Source organism: Streptomyces sp. enrichment culture, assembly GCF_964273145.1.
In the GTDB taxonomy this organism is placed as follows: domain Bacteria; phylum Actinomycetota; class Actinomycetes; order Streptomycetales; family Streptomycetaceae; genus Streptomyces.
The window spans coordinates 113,968-131,773 of record NZ_OZ186873.1 but is presented as its reverse complement, the minus strand read 5'-3'; the positions used below and the strand labels follow the sequence as shown (position 1 = coordinate 131,773).

Here is a 17,806-nt window from a genome sequence, read left to right as displayed (position 1 = left end):
TATGTGAGCCGGTCACCGGCCGTCGCCGCTCGCGCGGAGGAATCCGACCGCGATCCCGGCGGCCCGCCCGATCGCGGCGTCCACCGTGGGACGGGAGGCGGCCAGGTCCCGGGTGCGGGCGAAGACGGCGATCGCGTAGTGCCGGCCGTCGGGGTAGCGGGCGACGCCCGCCTCCATGTGCAGCCCCGGCAGGGTCCCGGTCTTGGCCGCGATCGCGACGTCGTCCGGGAAGCCCGAGGCGAGCCGGTGCCGGAACACCTGACGGCTCATCAGTTCCCGTACCCACGCGCACGCCTCCGGCGGGCCGGCGCCGTCGGTCCAGACGAGCCGCAGCAGCCGGGTGATCTCGCGCGGTGTGCTCGCCGTGGTGCGGCGGGGGTCCAGCACGGCCAGCCGCCTCCTGCGGTCGTCCGGCAGGGCGGGGTAGCGGACGGCGAACTCCCGCTCGTCCCGCACCCCGACCTCCGCGAGCATCGACTCCAGCAGGTCGCGCGGGCCGCCCACGATCCGGGTCCGCTCCAGTCCGAGTTCCCTCGCGAGCAGCTGCACGGTGTCCAGGCCGACGCGGGCCAGCAGCAGGTCGGCCGCCGTGTTGTCGCTGACCGACATCGCGAAGTGGGCCAGGTCGCGCAGCGACAGCTCGACGTCGTCCAGACAGCCGGCGGTGCCCCACCCGCCGAGCCGGTCGGCCGCGGTCACCCGCACCCGCTCCCGCGGGTCGAGCTGCCCGGTGACCGCCTGCCGGGCGAACTCCAGCACCAGCAGCACCTTGAAGATCGAGGCGATCACGACGGGGTCGTCGGCGCCCACGGCGACCTCCCGGCCACCCGTCTCGGCCCCTGCCTCCGCACCCGCTCCGGCCGTCGCCTCCCCCGCGGCACCGGCGCCCACGCGAACGGGAACGGCGTGCAGCCGGCCCTCGGCACCCGCACCGGCGAAGACCTGCCGGATCCGCTCCTCGATCACCGTTCACCCCTCCGTCGCCGACGCGTCCCGACCACATGATCGCGCGCGTCCGCCCCACCCCGCCCGCACGGCCCCCTCGCTCACCGGCGCCTCACGTAGGATCCCGCTGTGGATCTCTTGCGCCACCTGCGTCTCTTCGTCACCGTGGCCGACGAGCTGCACTTCAGCCGGGCCGCCGAGCGGCTGGGCATGGCGCAGCCACCGCTCAGCCAGGCGATACGCAGACTGGAGAAGGAGCTCGGCGCGGAGCTGTTCGTCCGCTCGCAGCGCGGCGTCCGGCTGAGCGCGGCCGGGACGGTACTGCTGGAGGAGGCCCACGAACTCCTCGCCCGGGAGGAGAGGCTGCGCGGGCTGGCCCGCCGCGCCGCCGCCGGCGGCCTCGGTACCCTCCGCGCCGGGGTGCCGCCCGACACCACGGCCGCCGTGCTGTCCGCACTGCTGGCGGCCTGCGCGGAGCACACCCCGGGCCTCTCCGTCGACCTGCAGGAGGTCACCACCGAGGAACAGCTGCGGCTGCTCTCCTCCGGCGGCCTGGACGTCGGAATCGTGCACCACCCCGTCGACGCCACCGACCTGCGACTCGGCCCCGGCGTCCGCCTCGACCTGGGAGTCGTCCTGCCCCGCACCTCGCCGCTGGCACGGCTGCCGGAAGTGACGCTCGGCGAACTCTCGGGCCACGACCTGGTGCTCTTCCCGAGGGCACACGCCCCGGGCTGGTACGACCGGATCCTCGACGTGTGCCGCGCCGCGGGGTTCGTGCCCGGCCGCCTCCGGCACGCCTCCAACCCCGAGTTCCTGCTCGCCTTCGTCACGGCGGGCCACGGAGTCGCCTTCGACCAGGGTCCGGCGGCCCGCAAGGAACCCCGTGTCGCCTGGCGCCCCTTGGCCGGGCGCCCCCTCACCCTGCGCATCGGCGGCGCCTGGCCCGCCGGTCGCGCGGCCCACCCGGCCGCCCGCCGCTTCGCGGAACTGGCGGCCGACGTCCTGGCCCGCGACCACACGGCGACCCCCCACCGCGCCGGCCCCCCACGCCTCCCGGACGACTCCCCGCGCCCGTGGTCGGTGGTCTACGGCTGACCGCCCCGCGACCGCGCCGGCTCCCTGTCGGGACCAGCTCTCCCGCACCCGGCGGCCGCACCGTCGACGTGTCACCGGGAAGGACCCCGGTGCGGGGCGTGCCCTGTCCGGTGGGAACTTCGTGGACGGCCTTCCCCGGGCCGATCGACCAGGAGGTCGTCCCACCGGCCGGCCGGCGTGACAGTTCCCCCGTGTGTTCGGATGGCGGGCCGTCTCCCCGGCACCGAGCGGAGGATCGACCGGTCCTCGAACGGGGAACCGCGCCCCGCGGGCGGGCTCGGCGCCGGGCGCGGAGAGGCTGGAGGCGTCACATCGGGACGGTCGGGACGGCGTTTTCGGCCGCTCGATCGCCTTCGAAGAACGCGGCGACCAGGCGTGTGGTAGCCAGGGGAGTCGGCCCGGCTCGTCGATGACCGCCAGGTCCTCGGGCACGACGGGGACCGGGAGGGGGCGGATCGGCGCTCGGCAGCGAGCCGGAGAACCGGACGGCACCCGGTGACGAGCGGGACGACGTGACGAGGCGGCTCGGCGACGAGCCCGAGAAGGGGACACGATGACGGCACCCGACGCACCCGGTACGGCCGACGCCGAGCGGGTCAACGCCGCGATGTGGCACATCTACGGGGCGCACCACCTCGACCGGGCCACGCCCCTGCCCGAGGTGGACGAGATCGCCTGGGGTCCGGGGGGAACGGGGCCCGGGGACGCCGTCCTCGGCGACCTGAGGGGCCTGCGCGTGCTCGACCTGGGCTGCGGCCCGGCCCGGCACGCCGCCCACCTCGCCCGTGCCCATCACGCCGCCGTGGACGCCGTCGACCTCTCACCGACTCAGATCGAGCGCGCGCGGGCGCGCTACGGCGACCTGCCGGGCCTGCGGTTGATCCGGGCCGACGCCGTCGGGCACCTGCGCGCTTCGATGCCGTACGACGTCATCTACTCCCTGTCCGCCGTCCACTTCATCGACCCGCGCCGACTGCTGCCCGCCCTGGCAGCGGCCCTCAGACCCGGCGGACGGCTCTACTTCACCGTGCTGCACACCAACTCGTCCGGTGACGGCCCTTCCCCGGAGGTGAAGCCCCGTCCGGAGATCCTGCGCCTGGCCGGCGGCGGCGAACTGACCATGCACATGTGGGTGCTCACCACGAGGCTGTGGACGGACCTGCTCGCGCAGCACGGGCTGCACACCGAGGAGGTCACCGTGCTGGACGCGCCCGAGGAGGGCAACCAGGCCTCCTACCGGCTCTTCCAGGTCCGCAGGCCGGTCCGGATCACCTCTCGTCCCCGTACGGCCCGGCCGCCCGTCGCGCACGCGGCGGCCGGGGTCGGCGCGGTGCTGGCGGGGCCGCGCGGTCTGCTGCTCGGCCGCCACCATCGGGGAACCTACGAGTTGCCCGGCGGCACGGTGGAGCCGGGCGAGTCGCTGGAGGGGACGGTCGTGCGCGAACTGGCGGAGGAGACCGGCCTGCAGGCGGACCCGGCCGACGTGCGCCTGCTGGGCATGCTCCTGGACCAGGTGGGCGGCGTCGTCAGGATCACGGTCGGCGCGCTCGTCACGCGGTGGCGCGGCGAGCCCGCCGACCAGCCGGGCGAGCGGGTCGGCGAGTGGGGGTGGTGGCCACTGGACGCGCTGCCGTCGGGTCTGTTCGAGTGCAGCGCCCAGATCCTCACCGCCTGGCGTCCCGACCTGCCCATCGACCACCCGCCCGCCCACTTCGCCCCCTTCGCCGAGCCGCACGGCCCCGGTCGGGACGTTCTCGGCCGGCTCGGGAAGTAACCGCTCGGCACGCGGCCGCCGACGAGAACCCCCTCCGCCCGGCACTCCGCCGGCGCCGCCCGCGCCTCCCGCAGCCGCCGTTCGTCGACCGGGGCGGCGAACGAGCACCACCGCGGTTCCTCCCCTCCTGGAGATCACCAGGTGCGGTGCCCTCGTCGTGAACCCAGGGACTCGACGGGGGACGAACTGTGCGCGATGTCTTGACGTGTTGAAAACCGTGATTCAGCATCCCTTCAGTCCGATCGTTTCTGCACGCTTTTGTTTGGTCTCGGTGGCGGGCCCGGTCCAGAGCAGAGGCCCTCCGCGTCATCCCACGTCACGAACGGATGGTCATGCCCAGCAGACGCCGCACAGTCCGAGCCCTGGCGCTCACCGTTCCCCTGACGCTCGGCGCGGGGCTCGTCGCCGTACCCGCCGCCACCGCGGCCGACCCGCCGGCGCCGGACGCGGTCACCGTACGCGTCGATCCCTCGTATCAGCAGCAGGAGTTCGAGGGATGGGGCACGAGCCTGGTCTGGTTCGCCAACGCCACCGGCGGCTACCCGGACCCCATCCGCAAGCGGCTCGTCGACATGCTGTTCGGCCGCGACGGCCTGCGTCTGAACATCGCTCGCTACAACATCGGCGGTGGCAACGCCCCCGACGTGCGCGAGGACTACATGAAGGCCGGCGCCACCATGGAGGGCTTCTGGAAGGCCCCCGAGGGGACCACCCGCGAGGACACGGACTGGTGGGACCCCCACGACCCGGACCACTGGAACTGGGCCGCCGACGCGAACCAGCGCTGGTGGATCGACCAGATCAAGGACAAGGTGACCCGCTGGGAGGCGTTCAGCAACTCGCCGCCCTGGTTCCAGACGGTCAGCGGATACGTCTCCGGAGGCTTCGACGCGAGCACGGACCAGATCCGCGCCGACCGCGTCGACGACTTCGCCGCCTACCTGGTGAAGGTGACCGAGCAACTGGAGAAGAGGCACCGGATCAAGTTCGACACCATCGCCCCGCTCAACGAACCCAACACCCCCTACTGGGGGACCCAGCTGGGACCCGACGGCCAACCCACCGGTGGACGCCAGGAAGGCGCGCACGCCGGCCCCGCCCTCCAGCAGAAGGTGATCCTGGCCCTGCGACGCGCCCTCGCCGGAGCCGGGACGCGCGCCGAGGTGTCCGCGATGGACGAGACCAACCCGAAGATCTTCACCGACAACTGGAACGCCTACGACGCGACGGCGCGCGCCGCCGTCGACCAGCTCAACGTCCACACCTACGGCACGGCCATGCGCACCAGCGCCCGTGACGGCGCCAAGGGCGCGGGCAAGAAACTGTGGATGAGCGAGGTCGAGGGCACCTGGGGTACAGGCACCGACTTCACCGGCATGGAACCGGGGCTGGGCATCGCCACCCGCATGATCGGCGACATCCGCGAACTCGAGCCGTCCGCCTGGGTGTTCTGGCAGCCCATCGAGGACGCCACCCCCCAGGCGGCCGCCGGCAAGAACTGGGGCAGCATCCACATCCCGTTCGACTGCACCGCCGCCGACACCCTCGAAACCTGCCCGATCAGGGCCAACAGCAAGTTCCACACCATCCGGAACTTCACCCACTACATCCGCCCCGGGGACCGCTTCGTCAAAACCGACGACCCCTCCAGTGTCGCCGCCGTGAACAAGTCCGGCACGGGTGCGACAGTGGTGCACGTCAACGACGCGGCCACGGCACGCACGGTGACCCTGGACCTCTCCCGCTTCGGGCGCGTCACCCCGCGGGCTTCCGTCACACCAGTGGTGACCAGCGGCGACGGCGCACTCGTCGAGGGCGAGCCGGTGCGGGTGAGGGGCCGTTCCGCCACACTCACCGTCCCCGCCAAGTCGGTCACGACCTTCCGCGTCGCGGGCGTCGGCGGCACCGCCCGGGACGCCGCGCTCATCCAGCCCGGTCACCTCTACCGGCTGCAGGGCGTGCAGAGCGGCAAGTCACTGGCACCGGACGACGACCACACCGGGCTCGTCATCCGCACCTCCGACACCACCGCCGACACCCAGCTGTGGTCCGTACGGAAACTGACCCGCGGCAACGGCAACCGCGAGCACTACTCGCTCGTCAACTCCGCGACGGGCAAGCGGCTCGCCGTGCGCGAGGGTGCGGCGGTCCTGGAGGACCCCGGCTCCGGGCCGGCCGGCCGGGAGGCCCGGTGGATCATGTCGACGACGGGTGACGGCACCTGGACGTTCGTCAACGCCGCCACCGGCCAGCTGCTCGACGTCGCCGGGCACGCCACGGCGGACCGCTCCGGAGTGACGACCTGGACCCCCACGTCGGGCGCGAACCAACGCTGGACCGTGACCGACGAAACGCCGCCACTGACCTGAACCGCGCCGCACGGGTACCACCCGCCACCGCGGGAAGAGCCGCGGGCACCGCCCGCCAGGCGGTGCCCGTCCGCGGCCAAGTGGCGCACCGCGCCGGCCGTCCGCCGGGGGCGACGGCTCTCCGGCGGCCCGTCGCGGTCCTCCGGCCGGCCGGGAACCGGCGGCCCGTCGCGCGCACGCGCTGCGGCTCGCCGTCGGCGTCCGGCCCGGTGGCGCGGTGCACGGCACCACCGGGCCGGGCGCGCCGAAGGCCGGCGTACGAACCGGCGGTCACAGGCGCGCCGCGGCGCTGCGGAGGTTCCCGGCGGCCAGGGCGAGTCCCCCGGCCCGGGAGCAGGCGCCGTCCTCGTGCTCGATGTCCACGGGCATGTCGGGGTCGATTCCGGCGAGGGCGCGCGGGAACGGGTCCAGAAGGTGACGTCGTCGCCGCGGCCGGCGACGAGCTTCCAGACCGCTTTCTCGGGCCAGGCAAACCGCCGGCGCCTTGGCGAGCCGGCGCAGCCGGCTGCTCGGCGTGATGGCCGACGTCCGCGGCCCTTTCCACGCGGAGCTCGTCGAGCACCTGTACGCCTCGGCGGAGAAAACCGGCTACGACCTGGTGCTGAGCACCCTCACCCGCACCCGGGACGAGCGGACCGCGGTGGAGACCCTGCCGGCCCTCCGCAGCGAGGCCTTGGTCCTGCTCGGCCCCACCGGTCCCCCCGGCACGCCCTTCCCCTCGGCGAAGCCGGCCGTCGCGGGGCGGCGTCCGTCCGCCGCATCCACCGGTGAGCACACGCCCCTCGTCGCAACGGTCTCGAAATCCTGTGGCAACAACCTATTGACAGGACATTTGAACAGAGGCCATCGTACTCGCACTAGAGCGCGCTAGTAGAGCGCGGCAGTACGAGCGTGTCCTGCCGTCCGTCCTCCGCCGGCCGCCCAGCCCATCCGCTCGATCACCCCGACACCCGATATCCGCCATCTGCCGACACCGGGATCCTCCGGACCGAAGGGACCACCAGCGATGCCGTTCGAAGTGCTGACCATGGGCCGTGTGGGAGTGGACGTGTATCCGCTCCAGACGGGCGTAGGGCTACCGGAGGTCACCTCGTTCGGCAAGTATCTGGGCGGCAGCCCCACCAACGTGGCCGTGGCGGCCGCACGGTACGGACGCCGGGCGGCGGTGATCACCAAGACGGGCCGGGACCCGTTCGGTGACTTCGTGCGCACGGCGCTCGACGGCTTCGGCGTGGACACCCGCTTCGTGGGCACGTCGGACATCGCACCGACCCCGGTCACGTTCTGCGAGATCTTCCCGCCGGACGACTTCCCGCTGTACTTCTACCGGCAGCCCAAGGCTCCCGACCTGGACATCCGGCCGGACGAACTGGACCTGGCGGCCGTCCGCGACGCCCGCATCCTGTGGGTGACCGGCACCGGACTGAGCGAGGAGCCCTCCCGCTCCGCCACCCTGGCGGCGCTCGCCCACCGGGCACGGGCGGGCATCACGGTCTTCGACCTCGACTGGCGCCCGATGTTCTGGACCGACCCGGCCCGGGCCCGCACGTACTACCGCCAGGCGCTCGCCCACACCACCGTCGCCGTCGGCAACCGCGACGAGTGCGAGGTGGCCACGGGGGAGCGGGAGCCGTACGCCGCCGCGAAGGCGCTCATCGCCGCCGGCGTGGAACTGGCCGTGGTCAAACAGGGACCCGAGGGCGTCCTCGCGATGGAGCGCGGCGGAACGGTCGCCGAGATCCCTCCCGTCCCGGTCGACGTGGTGAACGGGCTCGGCGCCGGTGACGCGTTCGGCGGCGCGCTCTGCCACGGGCTGCTGTCCGGGTGGGAGGTGCGGCGCACGGTGTCCTTCGCCAACGCCGCGGGAGCGCTGGTCGCGGGCCGGCTCGCCTGCTCCGATGCCATGCCCACCGCGTCCGAGGTCGACGAGAAGCTGCGTGAGGTGAACAGTGCTGTCTGAGAGGGTGAGCCGGATCGTGGACACCCGGGTCAAGGACCCGGAGGCGATCGCGGCCGCGGCCGCCAGGCGCGTGAGGGCGACGTCGCCGTTCGGCGAGCACGGCAAGGTGATGATCATCGCCGCCGACCATCCGGCGCGCGGCGCCAACGCCGTCGGCGGCGACCCGAGCGCCATGGCCGACCGGTTCGAGCTGCTGGAGCGGATGTGCGTCGCCCTGGAGCGGCCGGGCGTGACGGGGGTGCTGGCCACCGCCGACATCCTGGAGGACCTGCTGCTGCTCGGCGTCCTGGACGGCAAGAGCGTCTTCGGCTCCATGAACCGTGCGGGGCTCGCCGGTTCGGTCTTCGAGATCGACGACCGCTTCACCGGCTACGACGCCGAGACGATCGCCGCGATGGGCTTCGACGGCGGCAAGATGCTCACCCGCATCGCCCTCGACGACCCGGCGACGCCGGCCGCCCTGGAGAACACCGCCCGCGCCGTCGACGAACTGAACGACCGCCGGCTCATCGCGATGGTCGAGCCGTTCCTGTCCTCCTGGCAGGACGGCAGGATCCGCAACGACCTCTCCACGGACGCCGTCATCAAGTCGGTCACCATCGCCTCCGGCCTCGGGCGGCGCAGCGCCTACACCTGGCTGAAGCTGCCGGTCGTCGCCGACATGGAGCGGGTGCTCGCCTCCTCGACCCTGCCCGCGGTGCTGCTCGGCGGCGAGGTGAAGGACCCCGAGGCCGCGTTCGCCGCCTGGGGCAGGGCCCTGAAGCAGCCCACCGCGCAGGGGCTGACCGTCGGCCGCTCCCTGCTCTACCCCTCGGACGGCGACGTCGCCGGTGCCGTGGACCGGGCGGTGAGCCTGCTGTGAGCCACACCGACACCGCCACCTACCACCTGCCCGCCGGCAGCACGGCCGACGGCCCCTACGACCTGGTGGTCACACCCGACTCGGCGGGCTGGGGCTTCTCCGGACTGCGCGTCCTCACCCTCCCCCCGGGCGGGACGCACACGCTCGCCACCGGTGACGCGGAGTTCCTGGTGCTGCCGCTCAACGGGTCGTGCGCGGTCGGCGTCGACGGCGAGGTCTTCGAACTGGCCGGCCGCACCGGCGTGTTCGACTCGGTCACCGACTTCGCGTACCTGCCGCGCGGAGCGCAGGCCGTCCTCACCAGCGTGTCCGGCGGGACGTTCGCGCTGCCCTCGGCCCGTACCGAGAGGGTCCTGCCCGCCCGGTACGGGCCCGCCGAGGCGGTGCCCGTCGAGGCGCGCGGCGCCGGCACCTGCGCCCGCCGCGTCGTGAACTACTGCCTGCCGGGCACCTTCGACGCCGACCGGCTGCTGGTCTGCGAGGTGCTCACCCCCGGCGGCAACTGGTCCTCCTACCCGCCGCACAAGCACGACGAGGACCGGCCGGGCGAGGAGTCCGAGCTGGAGGAGATCTACTACTTCGAGATCGCCGGCGGCCCGCAGGGCTTCGGCTACCAGCGGGTGTACGGCACCGAGGAACGCCCCATCGACGTCCTCGCGGAGGTCCGCTCCAAAGACGTCGTCCTGATCCCGCACGGCTGGCACGGCCCCTCGATCGCCGCTCCCGGCCACGACCTCTACTACCTCAATGTCATGGCCGGTCCCGGCACCGAGCGGGCCTGGCTGATCTGCGACGACCCCGCGCACACCTGGGTGCGCGGCACGTGGGAGGCACACGCGTGAACCGGCGGACCGTACGACTGACCACCGCGCAGGCGCTGGTGCGCTTCCTGGCGAACCAGTACAGCGAGCGCGACGGACAGGAACAGCGACTCATCCCCGGGGTGTGGGGCATCTTCGGGCACGGCAACGTGGCCGGTGTCGGCCAGGCGCTCCTGCAGGCCGCCGTGACCGGGGAGGCCGACCTCCCCTACTACCTGGCGCGCAACGAACAGGGCATGGTCCACGCGGCCGTCGCCTACGCCAAGATGCGCGACCGGCTGGCCACCTTCGCCTGCACGGCGTCGACCGGCCCCGGCTCGACGAACATGGTCACGGGCGCCGCGTTGGCGACGACCAACCGGCTGCCGGTGCTGCTGCTGCCGTCCGACATGTTCGCCACCCGCGCCGCCGACCCGGTGCTCCAGCAACTGGAGGACACGCGCGGCGGGGACGTCACCGTCAACGACGCCTTCCGGCCGGTGTCGAAGTACTTCGACCGGATCACCCGGCCCGAGCAGCTGATCCCGGCTGCGCTCGCCGCGATGCGGGTGCTGACCGACCCGGTGGAGACCGGCGCCGTCACCCTCGCCCTGCCGCAGGACGTGCAGGCCGAGGCGTACGACTGGCCGGTGTCCTTCTTCCGGCGCCGGGTGTGGCACGTGGGCCGCCCGGTACCGGAGCCGGCGGCGGTGCGGCGGGCCGCGGACCTCCTGCGGGGCGCCCGCAGGCCGCTGGTCGTCGCGGGCGGGGGAGTGGTGTACTCCGGAGCGGAGGCACGGTTGCGCGCCTTCGCCGAGGCCACCGGCATCCCGGTCGCCGACACCCACGCCGGCAAGGGCGCCGTCCCCTGGGACCACCCCTGCGCGGTCGGCGGGATCGGCTCGACCGGCGCGTACGCCGCCAACGAACTGGCGCGGGAGGCCGACGTCGTCCTCGGCATCGGCACCCGGTACTCCGACTTCACCACGGCCAGCCACACCGTCTTCGCGGATCCGGACGTCGCGTTCGTCAACCTCAACGTCGCCCGCCTGGACGCCGTCAAGCACGCGGCCGAACCGCTGGTCGCCGACGCCCGGCTCGGCATCGAGGCCCTGGCGCAGGCCCTCGGCGACTGGGAGGTGCCCGCCGCGCACCGGGACCGCACCCGGCAGCTCATCGCCCGTACCCGGCGGATCGAGGAGGAGTGCTTCGCCCCGGACCGGGCCACCGGCGACCTGCCGGCGCAGACCCAGGTCCTCGGCGCGCTCAACGACGTCCTGGACGACCGCGCCGTGGTCATCAACGCCGCCGGGTCGATGCCCGGTGACCTCCAGCAGCTGTGGCGGGCCCGGGACCCGAAGGCGTACCACGTGGAGTACGCGTACTCCTGCATGGGCTACGAGGTCGCCGCCGGGGTCGGCGCGAAGATGGCCGACCCCTCGCGGGAGGTGGTCGTCCTGGTCGGCGACGGCTCGTACCTGATGATGGCCCAGGAGATCGTCACCATGGTCTCCGAGGGGCTGAAGGTCATCATCGTCCTCGTCCAGAACCACGGCTTCGCCTCCATCGGCGCGCTCTCCGAGTCGCTCGGCTCCCAGCGTTTCGGCACCAGGTACCGCTACCGCGACGAAGCCTCGGGACAGCTCGACGGAGACGTCCTGCCGGTCGACCTCGCCGCGAACGCCGCCTCGCTCGGCGCCGACGTCCTGCGCGCCGCCACCGTCGGGGAGTTCCGCACGGCCATGGAGAAGGCGAAGGCCGCCGACCGCACCACCGTCGTGCACGTCGAGACCGACCTGTACGGCCCGAACCCTCCCGCGCACGGCTGGTGGGACGTGCCCGTCAGCCAGACCTCCGCGCTCGACTCCACGCGCGAGGCGTACGAGACGTACGCCGAACGCAAGCGCGCCCAGCGCCACTACCTCTGACCGACCGAGTCACCCGAGACACCCCGAACCCGAAAGAGGAACCCGCACGTGAAGACCGTTCCCCACTGGATCGACGGCAGCCCCGCCGAGGGCTCGGGCGAGGACACCGCCCCCGTCTACGACCCCGCCACGGGCCGCGAGCAGGCGCGGGTGGTGCTCGGCGGCGCCGCCGACGTGGACGCCGCCGTCACCGCGGCGCGCGCCGCCTTCACCACCTGGTCCCAGTCGTCGCTCTCGCAGCGCACCCAGATCCTGTTCGCCTTCCGCCAGCTCCTCGTGGAACACGAGGAGGAACTGGCCCGGATCATCTCGTCCGAGCACGGCAAGACCGTCGGCGACGCGCGCGGCGAGATCGCCCGCGGCCGAGAGGTCGTGGAGTTCGCCTGCGGCCTCGGCGACGTCCTCAAGGGCGACTTCTCCGACCAGGTCTCCCGCGACGTCGACGTGCACAGCTTCCGCCAGCCGCTGGGCGTCGTCGCCGGCATCACCCCGTTCAACTTCCCCGCCATGGTGCCGCTGTGGATGCACCCCATCGCGATCGCCACCGGCAACACCTTCGTCCTCAAGCCCAGCGAGCGCGACCCGTCGGCCGCCAACTTCGTCGCCGAGCTGTACCGCAGGGCCGGTCTGCCCGACGGCGTGTTCAACGTCGTGCACGGTGACAAGAGGGCCGTCGACGCGATCCTCGCCCACCCCGGCATCGAGGCCGTGTCCTTCGTCGGGTCCACGCCCATCGCCCGGTACGTGCACGAACGGGCCACCGCCGCCGGCAAGCGGGTGCAGGCACTCGGCGGTGCCAAGAACCACGCCGTCGTCCTGCCCGACGCCGACCTGGAGTTCGCCGCGAACCACATCACCGCCGGCGCCTACGGCTCCGCGGGCGAGCGCTGCATGGCCCTCTCGGTCGCCGTCGCCGTCGGCACCGCGGCCGACGCCCTGGTCGAAATCCTCGAGCGCAAGGCGCGCGAGGTGAAGGTCGGACCCGGTGACGCGCCGGAGACCGAGATGGGCCCGCTGGTCACCGCGGCCGCCCGGGACCGGGTCGAGAACGCCGTCGCCCAGGCCCCGGAACAGGGCGCCACCGTCGTCGTCGACGGCCGCGGCCTGAAGGTCGACGGACACCCCGAGTGCGCCGACGGCTTCTTCACCGGCCCCTCCCTGCTGGACCACGTCACCACCGAGATGGACGTCTACCGGCAGGAGCTGTTCGGCCCGGTCCTCGCCGTCGTCCGCGTCGGCACCCTCGACGACGCCATCGAGCTGATCAACGCCAACCCGTACGGCAACGGCACCGCCGTCTTCACCGGCTCCGGCGAAGCGGCGCGCCGCTTCCAGCGGGGTGTCAAGGTCGGCATGATCGGCGTGAACGTCCCGGTCCCGGTGCCGATGTCGTACTACTCCTTCGGCGGCTGGAAGGACTCCCTCATCGGCGACTCCCCGATCCACGGTCCCGAGGGCGTCCGCTTCTACACCCGGCCCAAGGTCGTCACCACCCGCTGGCCGCGCACCGAGCAGCACGTCGCCGCCGGCTTCGCCTTCCCCACCTCCCACTGATCCCCTCCCCGTACCCCGCCTCCCCCTTAAGGACTCACCATGGCAACGGTGCCATCCCCGCTCCGTACCGTCGCGGGCAACCTGTGTCTCGGTTCCGCCCCCGACTCCTGGGGCGTCTGGTTCCCCGAGGACGAGCACCAGGTCCCCTACACCCGTTTCCTCGACGAGCTGGCGCAGGCCGGCTACGAGTGGCTGGAACTGGGCCCGTACGGCTATCTGCCCACCGACCCGGCCGTCCTCGCCGAGGAGCTGGCGGCACGGGGCCTGAAGGTCTCCGGCGGCACCGCCTTCGGCGCCCTGCACCGTCCCGAGGCCTGGGACGGGATGCTCGCCCACGTCCGGCAGGTCGCCGAGCTCACGGCCGCGGCCGGAGCCCACCACCTCGTCCTGATCCCGCCCATGTACCGGGACGAGAGGACCGGCGCCTTCACCGAGCCGCCCGAGCTGACCGCCGAGCAGTGGGCCGGTTTCGGCCGCGCCGCCGACCGGCTGGGGAAGCTGTTGCTGGAGGAGTACGACGTACGCCTGGTCCTGCACCCGCACGCCGACAGCCACATCCAGACCCAGCCGGAGATCGAGCGGCTGCTGAACGAGTCGGACAGCCGCTACACCAACCTCTGCCTGGACACCGGCCACGTCGCCTACGGCGGCGGGGACAACCTGGACCTCATCCGCCGCTTCGGCGAGCGCGTCGGATACGTCCACATCAAGCAGATGGATCCGGCCGTCCTCGCCGAGGTCGCCGCCGAGGGCCTCTCCTTCGGCGAGGCGGTCAAGCGCGGCGTGTGCGTGTCGCCGCCCGCCGGGATCCCCGAACCGGCGGCCGTGATCGGTGAACTCGCCCGGCTCGACGCGGAGCTGTTCGTCATCGTCGAGCAGGACCTGTACCCGTGCGCTCCCGACGTTCCGCTGCCCATCGCGGTACGCACCCGTGAGCACCTGGCCGGCTGCGGCCTCACCGGAACCCGGCGTCCGAACCACACACGGTAGAGGGCGGCCATGGACGTCAAGGACGACACGGCCACGGCACGCACCGCACCGGCCGACGACGCACCGCCCGCCGTGCGGCGCCGGCTCCGCCTCATCACGCTCATCGCCACCTTCGGCGGCCTGCTCTTCGGCTACGACACCGGCGTCATCAACGGCGCCCTGCCGTACATGACCGAGGACCTCGGTCTCACGCCGGTCACCGAGGGCATGGTGACCAGTTCCCTGCTGCTCGGTGCCGCCCTCGGGGCGGTCGCCGGCGGCCACCTCTCGGACACCCGGGGCCGGCGGCGGGGGATCCTGCTGCTCGCCGTGCTGTTCTTCGTCGGCGCGCTCGGCTGCACCCTCGCGCCGACCACCGCGATCATGGTCGTGGCACGCTTCGTGCTCGGCCTCGCGGTCGGCGGTGCCTCGGTCACCGTGCCCGTCTACCTGGCCGAGGTCTCGCCCGCCGAACGGCGCGGCGCCCTGGTCACCCGCAACGAACTCATGATCGTCAGCGGGCAGCTGCTCGCCTTCACCTGCAACGCGGTCATCGCCCGGGTGGGCGGCGAGTCCGGCGGGGTGTGGCGCTGGATGCTGGTCCTCGCCACCCTCCCCGCCGTGGTGCTCTGGTTCGGCATGCTGGTGATGCCGGAGAGCCCGCGCTGGCTGGCCTCCCGGGGGCGTTTCCACGACGCCTTCGAGGTGCTCCGGCAGATCCGCTCCCAGCAGCGCGCCGAGGCCGAGCTGAGCGAGGTCTCCGCCCTGTCCGCCAAGGACGAGCAGGAAAAGCTCGGCGGCTGGCAGGACATGAGGACGACCCCCTGGGTGCGCAGACTGATGCTGGTCGGCTTCGGCATCGCGATCGTGCAGCAGATCACCGGCGTCAACACGATCATGTACTACGGCACGCAGATCCTCACCGACGCGGGCTTCGCTTCGGACAGCGCGCTGACGGCGAACATCGCCAACGGCGTCATCTCCGTGGCCGCCACCTTCGTCGGCATCTGGCTGCTCGGCCGGGTCGACCGCCGCCCCATGCTGCTGACCGGCCAGGCCGGCACCACCGGCGCGCTGCTGCTCATCGGCGTCTTCTCGCTGACCCTGCCGGAAGGCACGGGCCGGGCCCTGGCCGTGCTCGCCATGACGGTCACCTTCCTCGCCTTCCAGCAGGGCGCCATCTCCCCGGTGACCTGGCTGACCCTGTCGGAGATCTTCCCGATGCGGATGCGTGCCTTCGGCATGGGCGTGGCCGCGGTGGTGCTGTGGCTGACCAACTTCGCGATCGGACTGGTCTTCCCGTCGCTGGTCGCCGGCATCGGGATCTCCGCCACGTTCTTCCTCTTCGTGGTGCTCGGTGTGGCCGCCATCGCTTTCGTGAAGAGGTACGTGCCCGAAACCCGGGGCCGCAGCCTGGAGACCCTCGAGAAGGAACTGAGGGCCCGCTTCTCCTGAACGCCGGGCCCCGGACACGACGCTTTCGCATCCCCACGCCCCGGGCCGACGACGGCCCGGGGACCGTAGAAAGGCAGAACACCCATGACTGTGCGCGTAGGGGTCATCGGGACCGGCTGGATCGGCCGGGAACACATACGCCGCCTCACCGACGTCGTCACCGGCGCCCGGGTCACCGCGGTCACCGACATCGACGCCGGGCGGGCCGCCGAGGCGGCGGACCGGGTCGGCGCCCGGGTGCACGCCGACGGGGCCGCGCTCGTCGCGGCGGACGACGTGGACGCCGTCCTGGTCACCTCCTGGGGCCCCACCCACGCCGAGCACGTACTGAACGCCATCGCCGCGGGCAAGCCGGTCTTCTGCGAGAAGCCGCTCGCGACCACGGCCGAGGACTGCCTGAGGATCACCGAGGCCGAGACCGCGCACGGCCGCCGCCTCGTCCAGGTGGGTTTCATGCGCCGCTACGACCGCGGCTACCGGCAGCTCAAGCAGGTCGTCGACACCGGCCGCATCGGAACGCCGCTCGTCGTGCACTGCGCCCACCGCAACCCGACCGTCCCGGAGTCCTACACGTCCGACATGGCCGCGCTCGACACGGCCGTTCACGAGATCGACGTCCTGCGCTGGCTGCTGGACGACGAGATCGTCTCCGCCCAGGTCGTCACCCCGCGTTCCACGAGCAAGCGGTTCGCGCATCTGAAGGACCCGCAGGTCATGCTCTTCGAGACCGCGAAGGGCATCCGGATCGACCTGGAGGTCTTCGTCAACTGCCAGTACGGCTACGACATCCAGTGCGAGGTCGTGGGGGAGGAGGGACTCGTGCGGCTGCCCGACCCGGCGGCGGCCGGCGTGCGCACGGCGGGGGCGCACAGCACCCAGATCCTCTCCGACTGGACGGGGCGCTTCGAGGACGCCTTCGACACCGAGTTCCGCGAGTGGATCTCGGGCATCGCGGCGGGCGTCGAGCCCACCGGCCCCTCCGCGTGGGACGGATACGCCGCCACCGCCATCACCGGTGCGACCGTCGAAGCGCTGAACTCGGGCCGCGTCGTCGCCACCGCCATCAAGCCCCGACCCGTCTTCTACGGAGGCACCGCGTGAAGATCGCCCTCGACCCGTACATGTTCCGTGCGCTGCCCTTGGACGAGATGGTCCGCACGGTCGCCGAACTCGGTTACGAATACATCGAGTTGTCGCCTCGCGACGACTTCATGCCGTTCTTCCTGCACCCGCGCGCCGACGACGGGCGCGTGGCGGAGCTGAAGCGGTCGCTGCGCGCCCACGGCGTCCGGCTCTCCTCCGTGCTGCCGCTGTACAAGTGGTCCTCGCCCGACGAGAGCGAGCGGCAGGCCGCCGTCCGCTACTGGAAGCGGATGATCGAGATCACGGTCGAGCTCGAGTGCCCGCTGATGAATTCGGAGTTCAACGGCCGTCCCGACCGCGCCGCCGAGAGCGAGGCCGCGTTCTGGCGCTCGATGGAGGAACTGCTCCCCGTCTTCGAGCGCGAGGGCATCGCCCTCAACCTGGAGGCGCACCCGGACGACTTCTGTGAGGAGAACGCCCCCGCCGTCGACCTCGTCCGCGCCGTGAACAAGCCGTGGGTGAACTACCTGTACTGTGCACCGCACTCCTTCCACCTCTCCGGCGCCGACCCGAAGACGGACATCGCGGCGATGATGCGGTACGCCGGTGACAAGCTCCAGCACGTGCACATAGCCGACACCTTCGATCACAAGGGTTCGTCCGGCCTGCGCTACATCCTCAACCCGCCCGGCACGACGGCCCGCATCCACCAGCACCTGGACATCGGCCAGGGCGAGGTCGACTGGGACGCCTTCTTCACCACCCTGCGCGAGCTGCGCTTCGACGGTGTCGCGACGGCCTGCGTGTTCGCCTGGGAGGAGCGGGCGCGGGAGTCGTCGGCGTTCATGCTGGAACGCATCCGCAAGGAGCTGGCGGCCTGAGGGCCGGCGCCCCGGCCGCCCCGCACGGAACGGCCCGGGCGCCGGCCCCCAGGACCACCGTGACGGGGCGCGGGAGCGTTCCCGCGCCCGCGGGCCGCGGGGCCGCCGGCGGACGGCGGCCCCGCGGA

The 17,806-nt window shown here is 72.6% G+C and carries 13 protein-coding genes; 12 read left to right on the top strand and 1 reads right to left on the bottom strand.

Going from position 1 to position 17,806, the window contains the following annotated elements:
* Nucleotides 1–12 precede the first annotated feature (12 nt).
* Entirely contained in the window at nt 13–966 is a 954-nt protein-coding gene (locus tag ACSU6Z_RS00655; protein ID WP_437041790.1) for a serine hydrolase, read from the bottom strand.
* Between the two features lie 108 nt (nt 967–1,074).
* On the opposite strand from ACSU6Z_RS00655, the gene ACSU6Z_RS00650 reads away from it, so the two are divergent.
* From ACSU6Z_RS00650 to ACSU6Z_RS00595, 12 genes are all read left to right on the top strand, one after another.
* Nucleotides 1,075–2,043, top strand: a complete 969-nt coding sequence (locus ACSU6Z_RS00650) for a LysR family transcriptional regulator (protein WP_437041788.1) — start codon at nt 1,075–1,077, stop codon at nt 2,041–2,043.
* Between the two features lie 553 nt (nt 2,044–2,596).
* A complete protein-coding gene (locus tag ACSU6Z_RS00645) occupies nt 2,597–3,817 on the top strand; it encodes a bifunctional class I SAM-dependent methyltransferase/NUDIX hydrolase (RefSeq protein ID WP_437041786.1) in 1,221 nt (406 codons plus the stop codon).
* Nucleotides 3,818–4,149: 332 nt separating this feature from the next.
* On the top strand, nt 4,150–6,186 hold the full coding sequence (locus ACSU6Z_RS00640) for an RICIN domain-containing protein (RefSeq protein WP_437041784.1): 2,037 nt from the start codon (nt 4,150–4,152) through the stop codon (nt 6,184–6,186).
* A gap of 1,006 nt (nt 6,187–7,192) precedes the next feature.
* Nucleotides 7,193–8,146: a 5-dehydro-2-deoxygluconokinase gene (iolC, locus tag ACSU6Z_RS00635; protein WP_437041781.1), complete on the top strand. Its 954-nt coding sequence runs from the start codon at nt 7,193–7,195 to the stop codon at nt 8,144–8,146.
* Nucleotides 8,136–9,008 carry a Cgl0159 family (beta/alpha)8-fold protein gene (locus tag ACSU6Z_RS00630; RefSeq protein ID WP_437041780.1) on the top strand — a complete coding sequence of 291 codons (873 nt, stop codon included), beginning with the start codon at nt 8,136–8,138 and terminating at the stop codon, nt 9,006–9,008. Before iolC ends, ACSU6Z_RS00630 begins: the two co-directional genes overlap by 11 nt.
* Nucleotides 9,005–9,850 (top strand): 5-deoxy-glucuronate isomerase, encoded by an 846-nt coding sequence (gene iolB / locus ACSU6Z_RS00625; RefSeq protein ID WP_437041777.1) that lies wholly within the window; start codon nt 9,005–9,007, stop codon nt 9,848–9,850. The genes ACSU6Z_RS00630 and iolB overlap by 4 nt, the downstream gene beginning before the upstream one ends.
* The gene (gene iolD / locus ACSU6Z_RS00620) at nt 9,847–11,736 is read left to right on the top strand and encodes a 3D-(3,5/4)-trihydroxycyclohexane-1,2-dione acylhydrolase (decyclizing) (RefSeq protein WP_437041775.1); all 1,890 of its coding nucleotides are present in this window, start codon (nt 9,847–9,849) and stop codon (nt 11,734–11,736) included. The genes iolB and iolD overlap by 4 nt, the downstream gene beginning before the upstream one ends.
* Nucleotides 11,737–11,784: 48 nt before the next feature.
* The gene (locus ACSU6Z_RS00615) at nt 11,785–13,290 is read left to right on the top strand and encodes a CoA-acylating methylmalonate-semialdehyde dehydrogenase (protein ID WP_437041773.1); all 1,506 of its coding nucleotides are present in this window, start codon (nt 11,785–11,787) and stop codon (nt 13,288–13,290) included.
* Between the two features lie 39 nt (nt 13,291–13,329).
* Entirely contained in the window at nt 13,330–14,280 is a 951-nt protein-coding gene (locus ACSU6Z_RS00610; protein WP_437041771.1) for a TIM barrel protein, read from the top strand.
* 9 nt (nt 14,281–14,289) lie between these two features.
* On the top strand, nt 14,290–15,714 hold the full coding sequence (locus ACSU6Z_RS00605) for a sugar porter family MFS transporter (RefSeq protein WP_437041770.1): 1,425 nt from the start codon (nt 14,290–14,292) through the stop codon (nt 15,712–15,714).
* Between the two features lie 84 nt (nt 15,715–15,798).
* Nucleotides 15,799–16,815, top strand: a complete 1,017-nt coding sequence (locus tag ACSU6Z_RS00600) for a Gfo/Idh/MocA family protein (RefSeq protein ID WP_437041768.1) — start codon at nt 15,799–15,801, stop codon at nt 16,813–16,815.
* Nucleotides 16,812–17,678 carry a sugar phosphate isomerase/epimerase family protein gene (locus ACSU6Z_RS00595; protein WP_437041766.1) on the top strand — a complete coding sequence of 289 codons (867 nt, stop codon included), beginning with the start codon at nt 16,812–16,814 and terminating at the stop codon, nt 17,676–17,678. Before ACSU6Z_RS00600 ends, ACSU6Z_RS00595 begins: the two co-directional genes overlap by 4 nt.
* Nucleotides 17,679–17,806: the final 128 nt, after the last annotated feature.